Raw genomic sequence first — 14,565 nt, 5'->3', positions numbered from 1 at the left:
CTTACTTGTTTATTGCCTGTTCGATGATACTAAAGTCCGTCAGCACGTCGGGCCCGTCCTTACGAACCGCAACGGCGAACTCGTAGTGCGCCGCGGGTTTATGGTCGCGCGTGCGGACTGTCCAGCCATCCCTTTCAAAAACCACCGCTTTGGTACCCATATTTATCATGGGCTCGATACAGATGACCATTCCTTCCTTGAGGAGCGGCCCCCTGCCGCGTGCTCCGTAATTGGGGACACCGGGGTCTTCGTGCATTTTCCGACCCAACCCATGTCCTTCCAATTCCCGCACCACACCGTAGCCGAAACTTTCGGCGTACTCTTGCACGGCTGCCGACACGTCGCCTACGCGGTTGCCGGCCTTAGCCTGTGCCGTACCTTTATAAAGAGCCTCTTTGGTGACCTCCATCAGCTGCCTAACTTCCCCGGCAACCTCTCCAACGGCGAACGTATACGCCGAATCACCAACAAACCCCTTCATAAACGTACCGCAATCGACCGAAACGATGTCGCCCTCCCTGAGGACGCATTTCGAGGATGGGATACCGTGAACTACCTGTTCGTTTACCGATATACACAACGAAGCGGGAAATCCCTGATACCCGAGGAAGGCGGGAACTGCTCCGTGTGCGCGGATAAAATCCTCGGCAACCGAGTCCAAAAACTTGGTGGTGACACCCGGCCGGATGTGGCGACCCACTTCCGCCAGTGTCTTCGACACCAGGATGTTGTTCTCGCGGAGCAGCTCTATCTCCTCGTCTGTCTTTAAATATATCATTCTCTTCGTTAAGAACTCTTCGGGAAAAACTCCTAATGACGACCCTGGATACGCCCGGTCTTCATCAGACCATCGTAATGACGCATCAGCAGGTAGCTCTCGATCTGCTTCAGAGTGTCGAGCACCACGCCGACCATGATCAGCAGCGACGTACCTCCGTAGAAGTAGGCGAACGCCTGCTGAATGCCCAGGAACTTCATCGCCAGTGCGGGCAGGATCGCCACGATGGCCAGGAAGAACGAGCCGGGGAGCGTGATACGCGTCATGATGGTGTCGATGTAGTTCACGGTCTGCTTACCCGGTTTCACTCCCGGGATAAAGCCGCCGTTTCGCTTCATGTCATCGGCCATCATTTGGGGGTTGATGATAATCGCGGTGTAGAAGTAGGTGAACGCGATTACCAGCACTGCAAGCGTGAAGTTGTACCAGAAACCGGTCATCGAGCTGAAAGCAGCCGCGAAGGCCGTACCGGAGAACAGCGCCGGGATAAACATCAGAGCCTGCGCGAAGATGATGGGCATCACATTCGCAGCATTCATCTTCAGGGGGATGTACTGACGTACACCGCCGTACTGTTTGTTACCGACGATACGCTTTGCATACTGCACAGGCACCTTGCGGACAGCCTGTACCAGGGCGATCGTAGCCATGAAGACCAGGAACAGCAACACCAGCTCGAGGATAAGCATGATGGCGCTACCGCTGGCGGTCTGGAAACGCGCGTTGACCTCGGCCAACAGGGCGTGGGGCAGACGGGCCACAATACCGATCATGATTATCAGCGAGATACCGTTGCCGATACCCTTGTCCGTGATCTTCTCGCCGAGCCACATGATGAACATGGTACCGGCGATGAGGATCGTCGTCGCATAGGCTACGAAGCCGAACGAGTTGCCGTAAACGAATGCAGAGGGCACCTGATGGTACAGGTTGGCGATATACGCCGGGCCCTGGAGGATCAGCACGCCGATGGTAAGGAAGCGCGTCCACTGATTCATCTTGCGGCGGCCGCTTTCACCTTCCTTCTGCATCTTCTGGAAATACGGGATCATCATACCCATGAGCTGGATGATGATGGAGGCGGTGATGTACGGCATGACTCCGAGTGCGAAGATGGCCGCATTGCCGAATGCACCGCCGGAAAAGACGTTCAACAGACCCAGAAGTCCGTTGCCGTCGAGCTGGCTGGCAAGCGCCGACCCCTCGCCCAGGGCGTTGGGGTTGATACCCGGAATCACCACGAAACTACCCAAGCGGTAGACCAGCAGCAGCCCGATCGTGTAGATCACACGTTTGCGCAGCTCCTCGATCTTGTAGATATTCTTGAGCGTTTCAACCAATTTCTTGTTGGTCGCCAAAAGAGCGATTACCACTAAAAAGACGATACCAACAACGAGATACTGATTCATAATTTTCGGTTTCTAGGGTTCTTACAGTTTTTCGACGCTGCCGCCGGCTGCCGCGATGGCCGCCTCGGCGCTCTTCGAGAATGCGTGAGCCTTTACGCTCAGCGCCTTGGTAACCGCACCGTTACCGAGGATTTTCACCTTGTCGTTCGACGAGATGAAACCTGCGGCCACGAGCGTGTCGACCGTGATCTCGGAGAGCGACTTCTTGGCTGCCAGCTCCTCGAGCGTCGAGAGGTTGATAGCCTTGAATTCGACGCGCTTCAGGTTGGTGAAACCGAACTTGGGAAGACGACGCTGAAGAGGCATCTGACCGCCCTCGAAGCCCAGTTTACGCGAGTAACCCGAGCGCGACTGCGCACCCTTGTGGCCACGCGTGGCCGTGCCACCGTGACCCGAACCTGCACCGCGACCGATTCGCTTGTCGTGGTGCGTTGAACCCTTTGCAGGTTTTAGATTATTGAGTTCCATCGTAAAAATTACTTCTTAGCTGTTAAACTTATTCTGCGGCCTCGGCAGCTTCGGCTTTCTTGGCCTTGGGTGCTGCAGCCTTCTTTACGGCTACCTCCTCGACTTTGACGAGGTGCTTCACGCGCTCGATCATACCCTTGATGATCGCCGAGTCGTCATGCTCGACGCTCGCGTTGATCTTCTTCAGCCCCAGCGCGTCGAGGTTCTTGCACTGACGCTCGGTAGCGCCGATGCGGCTTTTGACCTGGGTGATTTTCAATCTTGCCATTTGTCTCTACAAAATTAACCGTTAAACACCTTGTCCATCGAGATGCCGCGCAGACGGGCGATGCTGTGTGCATCACGCAGTTCGCACAGGGCGCCGATGGTTGCCTTCACCAGGTTGTGGGGGTTCGACGAACCCTTGCTCTTGGCAAGCACGTTCTTCACGCCCACCGACTCCAGCACGGCACGCATGGCACCGCCGGCAATGATACCCGTACCGGGGGCAGCCGGGCGGATCATGACGAGCGAACCGCCGTAACGGAGCTCCTGCTTATGGGGAATCGTACCGTTGATAACGGGGATCTTCACCAGGTTCTTCTTTGCGTCCTCCACGCCCTTGGCGATGGCCGACTGAACCTCCGAAGCCTTGCCCAGGCCGTAGCCCACGACACCGTCCTCGTTACCTACGACGACAATGGCCGAGAAACTGAATGTGCGACCTCCCTTGGTTACCTTGGTAACACGCTGAATGCTTACGAGTCTGTCCTTAAGCTCGAGGTCGCTGGTGCGTACTTTCTTTATGTTGGTATTTGACATAATCGCTTAGAATTTAAGACCGCCTTCGCGTGCTGCTTCGGCCAGCTGTTTAACTCTTCCGTGATACAGGTAGCCGTTGCGGTCGAACGCTACGGTCGAAATGCCTTTGGCGACAGCGCGCTCGGCGGCCAGTTTGCCCACCAGGGCGGCCACGTCGCACTTGTTCTTGCCGGCGGCGGCTTCCGCCACCTCCTTGTCCAGCGAGGATGCCGTGGCCAGGGTCACACCTGCGAGGTCATCAATAAACTGCACGTAGATCTGCTTGTTGCTACGATATACAGTCATGCGAGGCTGTTCGGGCGTACCGCTCACGATCTTGCGGATACGCATCTTGATCCTCTCTCTTCTTTCTATCTTGTTCAGTGACATAACTCTAAACTATTTACTATTTAGCACCTGCTGATTTACCCGCCTTGCGACGCAGCTGTTCGCCGACGAACTTGATACCCTTGCCCTTGTACGGCTCCGGCTTGCGCAGCGAACGGATCTTGGCAGCGACCTGGCCGACGAGCTGCTTGTCCATGCTCTTCAGCGTTACGATCGGGTTGCCCTTCTTTTCCGTCACGGCCGTAGCGGTAACCTCCTTGGGAAGCATGAAATGCGTATCGTGCGAATAACCGAGGCTCATTTCGAGGATCTGGCCCTTGACTTCGGCCTTGAAACCGACGCCCACGAGCTCCTGTTTGATTTCATAACCCTTCGACACACCGACGACCATGTTGTTGATCAGCGCACGGTACAGGCCGTGCAGCGAACGGTGGCGGGGCTGGTTGGTAGGACGCGATACGAGCACGGCGGGAGCCTCGTTGCCCGTGTGAACGTCCTTGTGCGTGCCGACCTCTACCTTGATGTCCGAGTCAACTTTCTGGCTCAGCGTCCCGAGTGGCCCTTTCACGCTTACCACATTGTCGGCCGAAACCTCTACGGTAACGCCGGCGGGCAGGTTTACAGGTAATTTACCAATTCTTGACATTGTTCTTGCGTTTAAAAATTTCCGTTAGTAGATGTAGCACAGCACCTCGCCGCCCACGTTTTCCTTGCGGGCCTTGGCGTCGGTCATGATGCCTTTCGAAGTCGACAGGATCGCAATGCCCAGGCCGTTCAGCACGCGGGGCATATCCCCCACTGAGACATACTGGCGAAGACCGGGACGGCTCACGCGCTTCAGGTCTTTGATGGCGTTGCCCTTGGTGGCAGCGTCCCACTTGAGCGCGATTTTGATCGACGGGTGACCTTTCTCGTCGGTGTCGAATTTGTAAGCGAGGATGTAACCCTGCTCGTAAAGAATCTTAGTGATTTCCTGCTTAATTTTTGAGCCAGGAGCTTCAACCACCTTGTGGTTGGCTTTCACTGCGTTTCTAATTCTGGTCAGAAAGTCCGCAATAGGATCAGTCATAACGAATAGAAGTTAAAAATTAAAGTAATAAGTTAATTATTTGTCCCTCAGCGCTTTAAAGCACTAACAGGCTTACCGCCGCCTCGGATGTTTCGTTGTTTTGCGCCTCATTCCCAGCGCCTTCGCGCCCTTCGCACGGGAGTTACGCCCGGGGTATAAAGCGCGCAAATATACGTATAATTTCTCAAAAAACCAAGCTAACGCCCTGTTTTCGGCGTTTTTAGGCCCCGGCCCCGGAATACGGACAATGTTAGCACGGATGCGTTGCTAACATAACCCGTACAAATCCCCGGTCGGCACTACAGCCGATGACCCTTCGGAAGAGAGCCGCCGCAATCGGCGATACCCCTCCCCGGCCCTTCGGTCGAGAAATTTGTAACCAAATGCCTAACCCCTCGATTTCCGCCCCGCCGCCGAGAAGTTACCGCTTGCGGCGGCACTTTCCTCGACATTGCGACGTAACTACTCGGGTTCTGCACCCATATAAGCCCCGATTCCTTCGGAAAGAGGGAACAGCAGGCAGCCCGGCGGCCGCACCATCGTCCCGGCATTTCACCGCCCGGTACAGGAACTGCTCCTGTCCGGCCTTTTCCCACGGGCATACGCCCTCAGCATCCAGACTCGTTTCCGGGATTCACCTCCGCCGCGCAGGTCGGCACGCCCGCACCTCCTGCGCCGGCCGCATCCCTGCGGCCCCGGCCTCGCATCCCGGCAGAAAAACGGATTTTCGGATACCGGAATTCCCGGCATCCGAAAATATTACCAGCTTGCTTTCTTCACGCCGGGAATCAGGCCCTTCGAAGCCATCTCGCGGAACTGGATACGGCTGATGCCGAACAGGCGGATGTAGCCTTTGGGACGGCCCGTGATCTTGCAGCGGTTGTGCTGGCGGATGGGATTCGAGTTGCGGGGCAGTTTCGACAGTGCGATCCAAGCCTCCTCGTGATCCATCTCACCGCTCTTCACCTTGGCAGCAATCTCCTCGCGCTTGTGAGCATAGCGGTTTGCGAGTTTCACGCGTTTTACCTCGCGTGCCTTCATTGACTCTTTTGCCATAGCTTATTGATTCTTTTTAGCGTTTTTGAAAGGGAGGCCGAATTCGCGGAGCAGGGCATACGCCTCCTCGTCGGTCTTGGCCGTGGTAACGAACGTAATCTCCATACCGAAGATCTTGGTGATCTTGTCGATGTCGATCTCCGGGAAGATGATCTGCTCGGTGATGCCGAGAGTATAGTTGCCCTGGCCGTCGAACTTTTCGTTGATCCCCTTGAAGTCGCGGATACGGGGGAGCGCCACGGCGATCAGCCGCTCGAGGAACTCGTACATCTTCGTATCGCGCAGCGTCACGCGCACGCCGATCGGCATGCCCTTGCGCAGCTTGAAGTTGGAGATGTCCTTGCGCGAACGCGTCTGCACGGCTTTCTGGCCCGTGATCTGCGTCAGCTCGGCTTCGGCCACATCGATGAGTTTCTTATCGGCGACAGCCTGTCCCATACCCTGGTTGATAACGATCTTCGTGAGCTTCGGGCACTGCATAACGCTCGAGTAACCGAACTCCTTCATAAGGGCAGCTACGATCTGCTCCTTATACTGTGTCTTGAGTGTAGGTACGTATGCCATTATTTGATCTCCTCCCCTGACTTTTTAGCGTAACGGACTAATTTACCTTTTGCATTGAGCTTGCGACCGACTTTGGTGGGTTTACCTCCTTTGGGGTCGAGCACCTGCAAGTTCGATACGTGGATCGGCGCTTCTTTCTCGACGATACCACCCTGGGGGTTCTGCGCGTTGGGTTTGGTGGCCTTCTTGCAAAGGTTCACCCCCTCGACGATGGCACGCTGCTTTTCAGCTTCGACCTTCAGGACTTTGCCCTGCTGGCCCTTGTTGTCACCGGCGATGACCTGCACCATATCCCCTTTCTTAATATGTAATTTCACTGACATATCCGAAATTGTTTTTATGATTACAATACTTCGGGTGCGAGGGAGATAATCTTCATATACTGGTCGCGCAGCTCACGAGCTACGGGGCCGAATATACGAGTACCGCGCATTTCACCCTGGTTGTTAAGCAGCACCACGGCGTTGTCGTCGAAACGAATGTACGAACCGTTGGCACGTCTGATTTCCTTGGTCGTTCTTACAACGACTGCTTTCGACACGGCACCCTTCTTGACATCGCCCGAAGGAGTCGCGCTCTTGACAGCCACCACAATCTTATCGCCGATAGATGCGTAGCGGCGTTTGGTACCGCCCAGCACCCGGATGCAGAGAACTTCCTTTGCACCGCTGTTATCAGCTACTACGAGTCTACTTTCCTGCTGTATCATAATTACTTAGCTCTTTCAATAATTTGTACTAATCTCCAACGCTTCGTTTTGCTCAGCGGGCGGGTCTCCATGATACGGACGGTGTCGCCTTCCTTGCAGGTCTCGTCGAGTGACTCGGCGACGAACTTCGTCGTCTTGTTGACGAACTTGCCGTAGATCGGATGCTTCACCTTACGTGCTACTGCAACCACAATGGTTTTCTCCATCTTGTTGCTGACAACCACCCCAATACGCTCTTTTCTAAGATTTCTTTCCATAGCTATTCCTTATTAGGCGTTTTTTTGACGCAGGATTGTCAGCATACGAGCTATATCTCTGCGGTTTTTCTTAATGATAGAAGGGTTCTCGACGGGGGACACCGCGTGCTGCACCTTCAGCTTTGCAAGCTGAGCCTTCTCGGTCTCGATGCGCTCCTGCAGGTCTTTGATCGAAATATCCTTGATTTCTGCACTTTTCATCTTGTCGTCTCGTTAGATTGTGGTTTCGACGTAGTCACGCCTTACGATAAACTTGGTGGTAATGGGCAGTTTCTGGGCACCCAGGCGGAGCGCTTCCTGCGCCACTTCCAGGGGCACACCCTCTGCCTCGAAGAGAATACGGCCGGGAGTAACGGGCGCCACGAACCCTTCGGGATTACCCTTACCCTTACCCATACGCACCTCGGCGGGCTTCTTCGTGATGGGTTTATCGGGGAAGATGCGGATCCAGAGCTGGCCTTCACGCTTCATGTAACGGGTGATGGCCTGACGCGCCGCCTCTATCTGACGACCTGTGATCCATGCGGATTCAAGTGCTTTGATTGCGAACGAACCGGTTGCAAGTTGGTTTCCTCTCTGAGCAATACCCTTCATGCGACCCTTCTGCATTCTCCTAAATTTGGTCTTTTTCGGCTGTAACATTGTTGTTTTGCTTTAAAAAGGTCCGACTTACTTATTATTGTTGTTGCGACGACGGTCACCGCCACGATCGCCGCGATCACGCCGGTCTCCGCGACGGTCGCCGCGACCACGACGGTCGCCGCGGTCGCCACGCTCACCGCGGTCGCCCGAGGGAGCCTGCGCCGATGCGCCTGCGATTTCGAACAGGTCGCGCTTGCCGTACACGATGCCCTGGCAGATCCAGACCTTCACACCCAGGATACCCACTTTGGTGAGCGCCTCGGTCAGGCAGAAATCCACGTCGGCACGGAACGTGTGCAGCGGAATACGACCCTCCTTTATGGTTTCGCTGCGGGCCATTTCGGCGCCGCCTACACGGCCGGAAACCTGGATCTTGATACCCTCGGCACCCATGCGCATGGTCGACGCTACGGCCGTCTTCACGGCGCGGCGGAACGATACGCGGCCCTCCAGCTGGCGGGCGATGTTCTGGCCGACGATCACGGCATCCACCTCGGGGCGCTTCACCTCGAAGATGTTGATCTGGATCTCCTTGCCGGTGAGCTTCTTCAGCTCTTCCTTCAGTTTGTCGACCTCCTGGCCGCCCTTGCCGATGATGATACCCGGACGAGCGGTGGAAATGGTCACCGTGACCAGCTTCAGCGTACGCTCGATGATGATCTTCGAGATGCTTGCCTTGGCCAGACGGACATTCAGGTATTTGCGGATCTTGGCGTCCTCGACCAGCTTCTCGGAGAAGTCCTTGCCGCCGAACCAGTTGGAATCCCAACCGCGGATGATACCAAGACGATTTGCTATCGGATTAACTTTCTGTCCCATCTGATTACTTGTTTTCTACGGTTACCATTTTGTCAACTACGATCGTCACGTGGTTCGAACGCTTGCGGATTCGGTGAGCGCGGCCCTGGGGCGCAGCCTGAATACGCTTCAGCATGCGGCCGCCGTCAACGAACACCTCTTTCACACACAGTTTCGTGTCTTCCAGGCGCTCGTTCTCGTTCTTGGCCTCCCAGTTGGCGATTGCCGACTTGAGAAGTTTCTCCATGCGGATCGACGCCTCCTTCTTCGAAAAACGAAGGATGCCCAATGCCTTGTTGATCTCCACGCCGCGGATGATGTCGGCCACCAGGCGCATCTTGCGGGGAGAGGTCGGGCAATCACGCAGAATAGCGATTGCCTTCTGCTTCTTTTCAGCCTTGATTTTCTCGGCTTTTATTGCTTTTCTTGCACCCATTTTCTACCTATTTTTTCTTGTTACCTGCGTGACCGCGGAAGTTACGGGTGGGGGCAAACTCACCGAGCTTGTGCCCTACCATGTTCTCTGTTACATACACCGGAATAAACTTGTTTCCGTTGTGGACAGCGATCGTCTGACCTACGAAATCAGGCGAGATCATACTTGCACGCGACCAAGTTTTGATGACCGACTTTTTGTTGCCTTCCGCCTGGGCGACTACTTTCGCTTCGAGCTTGGGGTCGATAAACGGTCCTTTTTTTAATGAACGGCTCATTATGTACTCTTATTTAATTATTTTTTCTTCTTGGAAATAATAAACTTCGAGGTCGTCTTCTTCGGGTTGCGAGTCTTGTAACCCTTAGCCAGCAGACCCTTGCGCGAACGGGGGTGACCACCGGATGCACGGCCTTCACCACCACCCATCGGGTGATCCACGGGGTTCATCACCACGCCGCGGTTGCGCGGACGGCGGCCGAGCCAACGCTCACGACCTGCCTTGCCGGAGCTTTCGAGGCTGTGGTCGACATTCGACACGACGCCTACCGTAGCACGGCAAGTTACGAGTACCATACGAGTCTCGCCCGAGGGCAGCTTGATGATGGCGAATTTGCCCTCACGAGCCAGCAACTGGGCGTAAGAACCGGCGGAACGAGCCATGGCGGCTCCCTGGCCGGGGTAGAGTTCGATATTGTGGATGACCGTACCCAGCGGAATCTCGCTCAGGAAGAGCGTGTTTCCGACCTCAGGAGCAACGCCTGCGCCGCTCATTACGGTCTGGCCCACCTGGAGGCCGTTCGGTGCGATGATGTAGCTTTTCTCACCGTCGGCGTATACCAGAAGTGCAATACGTGCAGTACGATTGGGGTCGTACTCGACAGATTTTACAGTTGCAGCAATGCCGTCCTTCGTGCGCTTGAAGTCGATGTTACGATACATCTGCTTGTGACCGCCGCCGATGTAGCGAACCGTCATCTTACCAGAGTTGTTACGTCCACCCGAGCTCTTCTTGGGGCTGAGCAACGATTTCTCAGGCTTGTTCGTCGTGATTTCCTCGAACGTACCGATAATCTTATGTCTCGTACCTGCGGTAACAGGTTTAAATTTTTTTACTGCCATCTCCGTTAGATATTACTGTAAAAATCTATCTTATCTCCGTCCTTCAAGGTGACGATAGCCTTCTTGAAGTTGTTAGCGCGACCCTCCAAGAGACCGGCCTTGGTGTAGCGGCTCTTGAGTTTGCCCATGTAGTTCACGGTGTTCACATCCGTCACGACGACGTTGTACATCTGTTCTACGGCATTGCGAATCTGCAGCTTGTTAGCCCTCACGTCAACGATAAAACCGTAGCGATTCAACTTTTCGCCCTGAATCGTCATTTTCTCGGTCAAAACCGGCTTAATAATAATTTCCATTGTGTGTCTTGCGTTTTTAAGCTAACATCGTATTCAATACATTCTCAGCGCCTTCCACCATCACGATCGCCGAAGCGTTCATCACGTCGTACGTGCAGACGTTCTGCGCCAGCACGGGCTGTACGTAGGGGAGGTTGCGGCACGAGAGCTGAAGGTTTGCATTGGACTCCGGGAGAACCAGCAGTACCTTTTTGTCGGCTACTTTCAGCGCATCGGCCAGGGCAACGACGGCCTTGGTCTTGGGGGCATCCATCGAGATGGGCTCCACTACGCTGATGACGCCGGCCTGTGCCTTGTAGGTCAGTGCGCTGCGGCGAGCCAGCTGCTTGAGCTTCTTGTTGAGCTTGAAGCTGTAATCGCGGGGCTGGGGGCCGAAGATGCGTCCGCCGCCCGGGAAGAGGGGGGACTTGATGCTGCCGGCACGGGCACCGCCGGTGCCTTTCTGGCGCTTGAGCTTACGCGTCGAACCGGCAACCTCGTTGCGCTGCTTCGACTTGTGCGTACCCTGGCGCTGGTCAGCGAGATACTGCTTCACGTCCAGGTAGATAGCGTGGTCATTAGCCTCCACGCCGAAAACGGCATCCGAAAGGACTACCTTACGACCCGTTTCCTTTCCTTGTGTGTTTAAAACAGCTAATTCCATACTACTTCTCAATTGTTAAATAAGCACCTTTTGCACCCGGGATCGAACCTTTCACGAGGATAAGGTTGCTTTCGGGAATAACTTTCAAAACACGCAGGTTCAAAACCTTGACCTGCTCGCCACCCATCTGGCCGGGCAAACGCTTGCCCTTGAAGACACGCGAGGGATAGGACGACGCACCCAGCGAACCGGGTTTGCGCTGACGGTTGTGCTGGCCGTGGGTCTGGCCGCCCACGCCGCCGAAACCGTGGCGTTTCACAACGCCCTGGAAGCCTTTACCTTTCGATATCCCGGTCACGTCGACCCAGTCCTCCTCCGAGAAGAGGTCTACGGTGAGCGTGTCGCCGAGATTCACTTCGGGCATACCCTTGAATTCAGCCATCTTGCGCTTGGGGGTAGTGCCGGCTTTCTTGAAGTGACCTAACAAACTGCTGCTGGTGTGCTTTTCACTTTTCTCGTCATAGGCAATCTGTACCGCTTCGTAGGTATCCTTCTCCACGGTCTTGATTTGCGTAACAACGCACGGCCCAGCCTCAATGACAGTGCATGGTATATTCTTACCCTCGGCACTGTAAACGGAAGTCATTCCGATTTTCTTTCCAATAAGTCCTGACATTTGTTGTCGATTGTTTGTTATAAATAAAGTGATCTTTCGTGCTATACTAATATACGTACAAGCCTTCCGTTATCACACTTTGATTTCGACCTCCACACCCGAAGGGAGTTCCAGCTTCATCAGTGCGTCGATCGTCTTGGGCGTCGACGAATAGATGTCGAGGATACGCTTGAAGGTGCAGAGCTGGAACTGCTCGCGGGCTTTCTTGTTGACGAAAGTCGAGCGGTTCACCGTGAAAATCTGCTTGCGCGTGGGAAGGGGCACCGGGCCGCTTACAACGGCGCCCGTGCTCTTCACGGTCTTCACAATCTTCTCGGCCGACTTGTCCACGAGATTGTGATCGAATGACTTTAACTTGATTCTAATCTTCTGGTTCATATGTTTGCTTATTCTATATCCTTACGTTTACCACTCGCTTTCTCGATGATCTCCTTAGCCAAGTTGGCAGGAACCTCCTCGAAGTGCGAGAACTCCATAGACGAGGTTGCACGACCCGACGAGATCGTACGCAGCACGGTCACATAGCCGAACATCTCCGACAGGGGAACCTTGGCTTTCACCACGCGGGCGGTGCCTTTCGACTCCATGCCGGTGATCTGGCCGCGGCGCTTGTTCAGGTCGCCGATAATGTCGCCCATGTTCTCCTCGGGGGTCACGACCTCCACGGACATGATGGGCTCCATAATCACCGAGCCGGCCTTGGGGGCAGCGTTGCGATAACCGTTGCGGGCAGCGATTTCGAACGACAGCTGGTCGGAGTCCACGGGGTGGAACGAACCGTCTAGCAGCGTAATCTTCATCGAGTCCATCTTGTAACCGGCCAACGCACCGTTGGTCATCGCCGAAGCAAAGCCCTTCTGCACCGCAGGGATGAACTCCTTGGGAATATTACCGCCCTTGACCTGGTCAACGAACGTAAGGCCCATCGCACCGTCGTCGGCAGGGCCGATCTCGAAGATGATGTCGGCGAACTTACCACGGCCACCGGTCTGCTTCTTGAACACCTCGCGGTGCTGAACCGTCTTGGTAAGCGACTCCTTGTAGTTGACCTGGGGGGCACCCTGGTTGATTTCGACACCGAACTCACGGCGCAGACGGTCGACGATGATGTCGAGGTGCAGCTCACCCATACCGCTGATGACGGTCTGGCCCGAATCCTCGTCAGTGTGAACCGTAAAGGTGGGGTCTTCCTCAGCCAGTTTCGACAGGGCGATGCCGAGCTTGTCCAGATCCTTCTGGGTCTTGGGCTCGACGGCCAGGCCGATCACCGGTTCGGGGAAGGTCATCTGCTCCAGAACGATCGGTGCGTTCTCGGCGCAGAGCGTGTCGCCCGTATGGATCTCCTTGAAACCTACGGCAGCGCAGATGTCGCCGGCCGATACGGTCTCCATGGGGTTCTGCTTGTTGGCGTGCATCTGGTAAATACGGCTGATACGCTCGCGCTTGCCGCTGCGGGAGTTGAGCACGTACGAACCTGCATCGAGCTTACCCGAATAGATACGCACGAAGCACAGGCGGCCTACGAAGGGGTCGGTGGCGATCTTGAATGCGAGACCGCAGAACGGATCGTTCTCCGATGCATGGCGCACCTCTTCCTGCTCGGTCTTGGGGTTGATACCCGTCACGGCGGGCACGTCCAGCGGCGAGGGCAGGAACGCAATGACATAGTCGAGCAGTTTCTGTACGCCTTTGTTGTGGAACGACGAGCCGCAGAGCATCGGAACGACCTGCATCGAGATCGTAGCCTTGCGGATGGCTGCGAGCAGCTCCTCGGGGGTGATCGAATCGGGATCCTCGAAGAACTTCTCCATCAGCACCTCGTCGGTCGAAGCGACCTCTTCGATGAGTTTCGCACGCCATTCGGCAGCCTCCTCGGCCATCGAGGCGGGAATCTCCTTCAGTTCGAAGTTATCGCGGACGGACTTGTCGTCGTAGTAATAGATCGCATTATTATATATAAGGTCTACCAATCCTTCGAACTTGTCCTCGGCACCGATCGGCAGGACGACCGGAAGGGCCGTAGCACCGAAGTGCTCCTTGATCTGTGCGCAGACTGCCAGGAAATCGGCGCCCGTACGATCCATCTTGTTGACGTAGCCGATACGGGGGACATTGTACTTGTCCGCCTGGCGCCATACGGTCTCCGACTGAGGCTCTACGCCGCCTACGGCGCAGAACGTCGCAACGGCGCCGTCCAGCACGCGGAGCGAACGCTCCACCTCGACCGTAAAGTCGACGTGTCCCGGGGTGTCGATCAGGTTGATCTGGTACTGTTTGTCCTTATAGTTCCAGAATGCGGTGGTAGCGGCCGAGGTAATGGTGATACCGCGCTCCTGCTCCTGAACCATCCAGTCCATCGTAGCGCCGCCTTCGTGTACCTCACCGATCTTGTGGGTTTTACCCGTGTAAAAAAGGATACGCTCCGACGTGGTGGTCTTACCGGCATCGATGTGTGCCATGATACCGATATTGCGAGTGTAATGTAAATCTCTGGTTGCCATCTGTTCGGTCTCCTTATTAGAATCTAAAGTGTGCGAATGCCTTGTTGGCCTCGGCCATGCGGTGCATCTCCTCCTT

Annotated in this window: 24 protein-coding genes; all 24 read right to left on the bottom strand. The window is 55.4% G+C overall.

The annotated features are described in order from the left end of the window. Position 1 precedes the first annotated feature (1 nt). Positions 2-778 (bottom strand): type I methionyl aminopeptidase, encoded by a 777-nt coding sequence (map, locus tag B3C38_RS02180; protein ID WP_032134872.1) that lies wholly within the window; start codon positions 776-778, stop codon positions 2-4. A gap of 32 nt (positions 779-810) precedes the next feature. Then, entirely contained in the window at positions 811-2,187 is a 1,377-nt protein-coding gene (secY, locus tag B3C38_RS02175) for a preprotein translocase subunit SecY (protein WP_018696452.1), read from the bottom strand. 21 nt (positions 2,188-2,208) lie between these two features. Continuing rightward, positions 2,209-2,655, bottom strand: coding sequence for a 50S ribosomal protein L15 (gene rplO, locus B3C38_RS02170; protein ID WP_286724865.1), 447 nt, complete (start codon positions 2,653-2,655; stop codon positions 2,209-2,211). Positions 2,656-2,683: 28 nt separating this feature from the next. Beyond that, positions 2,684-2,923 (bottom strand): 50S ribosomal protein L30, encoded by a 240-nt coding sequence (rpmD, locus tag B3C38_RS02165; RefSeq protein ID WP_022332128.1) that lies wholly within the window; start codon positions 2,921-2,923, stop codon positions 2,684-2,686. A gap of 14 nt (positions 2,924-2,937) precedes the next feature. Further along, positions 2,938-3,456, bottom strand: coding sequence for a 30S ribosomal protein S5 (gene rpsE / locus B3C38_RS02160; protein ID WP_018696455.1), 519 nt, complete (start codon positions 3,454-3,456; stop codon positions 2,938-2,940). A 6-nt stretch (positions 3,457-3,462) separates the two neighbouring features. Further along, positions 3,463-3,825, bottom strand: coding sequence for a 50S ribosomal protein L18 (gene rplR, locus B3C38_RS02155; protein ID WP_117507452.1), 363 nt, complete (start codon positions 3,823-3,825; stop codon positions 3,463-3,465). A gap of 16 nt (positions 3,826-3,841) precedes the next feature. Then, entirely contained in the window at positions 3,842-4,429 is a 588-nt protein-coding gene (gene rplF, locus B3C38_RS02150) for a 50S ribosomal protein L6 (RefSeq protein ID WP_022332126.1), read from the bottom strand. Positions 4,430-4,453: 24 nt separating this feature from the next. Then, positions 4,454-4,852 (bottom strand): 30S ribosomal protein S8, encoded by a 399-nt coding sequence (gene rpsH, locus B3C38_RS02145; protein WP_022332125.1) that lies wholly within the window; start codon positions 4,850-4,852, stop codon positions 4,454-4,456. 759 nt (positions 4,853-5,611) lie between these two features. Beyond that, the gene (gene rpsN, locus B3C38_RS02140; protein ID WP_022332123.1) at positions 5,612-5,908 is read right to left on the bottom strand and encodes a 30S ribosomal protein S14; all 297 of its coding nucleotides are present in this window, start codon (positions 5,906-5,908) and stop codon (positions 5,612-5,614) included. A gap of 3 nt (positions 5,909-5,911) precedes the next feature. Then, a complete protein-coding gene (gene rplE, locus B3C38_RS02135; RefSeq protein WP_022332122.1) occupies positions 5,912-6,472 on the bottom strand; it encodes a 50S ribosomal protein L5 in 561 nt (186 codons plus the stop codon). Continuing rightward, positions 6,472-6,795: a 50S ribosomal protein L24 gene (rplX, locus tag B3C38_RS02130; protein ID WP_117507450.1), complete on the bottom strand. Its 324-nt coding sequence runs from the start codon at positions 6,793-6,795 to the stop codon at positions 6,472-6,474. Before rplX ends, rplE begins: the two co-directional genes overlap by 1 nt. A gap of 20 nt (positions 6,796-6,815) precedes the next feature. Beyond that, positions 6,816-7,181: a 50S ribosomal protein L14 gene (gene rplN, locus B3C38_RS02125; RefSeq protein WP_018696462.1), complete on the bottom strand. Its 366-nt coding sequence runs from the start codon at positions 7,179-7,181 to the stop codon at positions 6,816-6,818. 2 nt (positions 7,182-7,183) lie between these two features. Continuing rightward, positions 7,184-7,438 (bottom strand): 30S ribosomal protein S17, encoded by a 255-nt coding sequence (gene rpsQ, locus B3C38_RS02120; protein WP_009597655.1) that lies wholly within the window; start codon positions 7,436-7,438, stop codon positions 7,184-7,186. A 12-nt stretch (positions 7,439-7,450) separates the two neighbouring features. Next, positions 7,451-7,639, bottom strand: a complete 189-nt coding sequence (rpmC, locus tag B3C38_RS02115) for a 50S ribosomal protein L29 (protein WP_009597619.1) — start codon at positions 7,637-7,639, stop codon at positions 7,451-7,453. A gap of 12 nt (positions 7,640-7,651) precedes the next feature. Next, positions 7,652-8,080 carry a 50S ribosomal protein L16 gene (rplP, locus tag B3C38_RS02110; RefSeq protein ID WP_022332120.1) on the bottom strand — a complete coding sequence of 143 codons (429 nt, stop codon included), beginning with the start codon at positions 8,078-8,080 and terminating at the stop codon, positions 7,652-7,654. Between the two features lie 27 nt (positions 8,081-8,107). Beyond that, complete coding sequence (gene rpsC, locus B3C38_RS02105; protein WP_018696464.1) at positions 8,108-8,899, bottom strand: 30S ribosomal protein S3; 792 nt, start codon at positions 8,897-8,899, stop codon at positions 8,108-8,110. A gap of 4 nt (positions 8,900-8,903) precedes the next feature. After that, positions 8,904-9,314 (bottom strand): 50S ribosomal protein L22, encoded by a 411-nt coding sequence (rplV, locus tag B3C38_RS02100; protein WP_018696465.1) that lies wholly within the window; start codon positions 9,312-9,314, stop codon positions 8,904-8,906. A gap of 7 nt (positions 9,315-9,321) precedes the next feature. Then, on the bottom strand, positions 9,322-9,591 hold the full coding sequence (gene rpsS / locus B3C38_RS02095; protein WP_009597568.1) for a 30S ribosomal protein S19: 270 nt from the start codon (positions 9,589-9,591) through the stop codon (positions 9,322-9,324). Positions 9,592-9,608: 17 nt separating this feature from the next. Continuing rightward, positions 9,609-10,433, bottom strand: coding sequence for a 50S ribosomal protein L2 (gene rplB / locus B3C38_RS02090; protein ID WP_018696466.1), 825 nt, complete (start codon positions 10,431-10,433; stop codon positions 9,609-9,611). A gap of 5 nt (positions 10,434-10,438) precedes the next feature. After that, positions 10,439-10,729: a 50S ribosomal protein L23 gene (rplW, locus tag B3C38_RS02085; RefSeq protein WP_018696467.1), complete on the bottom strand. Its 291-nt coding sequence runs from the start codon at positions 10,727-10,729 to the stop codon at positions 10,439-10,441. Positions 10,730-10,745: 16 nt separating this feature from the next. Then, on the bottom strand, positions 10,746-11,372 hold the full coding sequence (rplD, locus tag B3C38_RS02080; RefSeq protein WP_018696468.1) for a 50S ribosomal protein L4: 627 nt from the start codon (positions 11,370-11,372) through the stop codon (positions 10,746-10,748). A gap of 1 nt (position 11,373) precedes the next feature. Then, positions 11,374-11,988 carry a 50S ribosomal protein L3 gene (rplC, locus tag B3C38_RS02075; RefSeq protein ID WP_022332118.1) on the bottom strand — a complete coding sequence of 205 codons (615 nt, stop codon included), beginning with the start codon at positions 11,986-11,988 and terminating at the stop codon, positions 11,374-11,376. 72 nt (positions 11,989-12,060) lie between these two features. Then, on the bottom strand, positions 12,061-12,366 hold the full coding sequence (rpsJ, locus tag B3C38_RS02070) for a 30S ribosomal protein S10 (RefSeq protein ID WP_018696470.1): 306 nt from the start codon (positions 12,364-12,366) through the stop codon (positions 12,061-12,063). An 8-nt stretch (positions 12,367-12,374) separates the two neighbouring features. Then, on the bottom strand, positions 12,375-14,489 hold the full coding sequence (gene fusA, locus B3C38_RS02065) for an elongation factor G (RefSeq protein ID WP_055203781.1): 2,115 nt from the start codon (positions 14,487-14,489) through the stop codon (positions 12,375-12,377). Positions 14,490-14,565 lie beyond the last annotated feature (76 nt).

This window comes from Alistipes sp. UBA1686 (assembly GCF_002320215.1).
Classification (GTDB): domain Bacteria; phylum Bacteroidota; class Bacteroidia; order Bacteroidales; family Rikenellaceae; genus Alistipes; species Alistipes onderdonkii.
This window is presented reverse-complemented; position numbering and strand designations above follow the sequence as displayed.

Excerpts from the sequence above, each read along its gene's own strand:
- map (WP_032134872.1), bottom strand. The coding sequence starts at position 778 with ATGATATATTTAAAGACAGACGAGGAGATAGAGCTGCTCCGCGAGAAC.
- secY (WP_018696452.1), bottom strand. The coding sequence starts at position 2,187 with ATGAATCAGTATCTCGTTGTTGGTATCGTCTTTTTAGTGGTAATCGCT.
- rplO (WP_286724865.1), bottom strand. The coding sequence starts at position 2,655 with ATGGAACTCAATAATCTAAAACCTGCAAAGGGTTCAACGCACCACGAC.
- rpmD (WP_022332128.1), bottom strand. The coding sequence starts at position 2,923 with ATGGCAAGATTGAAAATCACCCAGGTCAAAAGCCGCATCGGCGCTACC.
- rpsE (WP_018696455.1), bottom strand. The coding sequence starts at position 3,456 with ATGTCAAATACCAACATAAAGAAAGTACGCACCAGCGACCTCGAGCTT.
- rplR (WP_117507452.1), bottom strand. The coding sequence starts at position 3,825 with ATGTCACTGAACAAGATAGAAAGAAGAGAGAGGATCAAGATGCGTATC.
- rplF (WP_022332126.1), bottom strand. The coding sequence starts at position 4,429 with ATGTCAAGAATTGGTAAATTACCTGTAAACCTGCCCGCCGGCGTTACC.
- rpsH (WP_022332125.1), bottom strand. The coding sequence starts at position 4,852 with ATGACTGATCCTATTGCGGACTTTCTGACCAGAATTAGAAACGCAGTG.
- rpsN (WP_022332123.1), bottom strand. The coding sequence starts at position 5,908 with ATGGCAAAAGAGTCAATGAAGGCACGCGAGGTAAAACGCGTGAAACTC.
- rplE (WP_022332122.1), bottom strand. The coding sequence starts at position 6,472 with ATGGCATACGTACCTACACTCAAGACACAGTATAAGGAGCAGATCGTA.
- rplX (WP_117507450.1), bottom strand. The coding sequence starts at position 6,795 with ATGTCAGTGAAATTACATATTAAGAAAGGGGATATGGTGCAGGTCATC.
- rplN (WP_018696462.1), bottom strand. The coding sequence starts at position 7,181 with ATGATACAGCAGGAAAGTAGACTCGTAGTAGCTGATAACAGCGGTGCA.
- rpsQ (WP_009597655.1), bottom strand. The coding sequence starts at position 7,438 with ATGGAAAGAAATCTTAGAAAAGAGCGTATTGGGGTGGTTGTCAGCAAC.
- rpmC (WP_009597619.1), bottom strand. The coding sequence starts at position 7,639 with ATGAAAAGTGCAGAAATCAAGGATATTTCGATCAAAGACCTGCAGGAG.
- rplP (WP_022332120.1), bottom strand. The coding sequence starts at position 8,080 with ATGTTACAGCCGAAAAAGACCAAATTTAGGAGAATGCAGAAGGGTCGC.
- rpsC (WP_018696464.1), bottom strand. The coding sequence starts at position 8,899 with ATGGGACAGAAAGTTAATCCGATAGCAAATCGTCTTGGTATCATCCGC.
- rplV (WP_018696465.1), bottom strand. The coding sequence starts at position 9,314 with ATGGGTGCAAGAAAAGCAATAAAAGCCGAGAAAATCAAGGCTGAAAAG.
- rpsS (WP_009597568.1), bottom strand. The coding sequence starts at position 9,591 with ATGAGCCGTTCATTAAAAAAAGGACCGTTTATCGACCCCAAGCTCGAA.
- rplB (WP_018696466.1), bottom strand. The coding sequence starts at position 10,433 with ATGGCAGTAAAAAAATTTAAACCTGTTACCGCAGGTACGAGACATAAG.
- rplW (WP_018696467.1), bottom strand. The coding sequence starts at position 10,729 with ATGGAAATTATTATTAAGCCGGTTTTGACCGAGAAAATGACGATTCAG.
- rplD (WP_018696468.1), bottom strand. The coding sequence starts at position 11,372 with ATGGAATTAGCTGTTTTAAACACACAAGGAAAGGAAACGGGTCGTAAG.
- rplC (WP_022332118.1), bottom strand. The coding sequence starts at position 11,988 with ATGTCAGGACTTATTGGAAAGAAAATCGGAATGACTTCCGTTTACAGT.
- rpsJ (WP_018696470.1), bottom strand. The coding sequence starts at position 12,366 with ATGAACCAGAAGATTAGAATCAAGTTAAAGTCATTCGATCACAATCTC.
- fusA (WP_055203781.1), bottom strand. The coding sequence starts at position 14,489 with ATGGCAACCAGAGATTTACATTACACTCGCAATATCGGTATCATGGCA.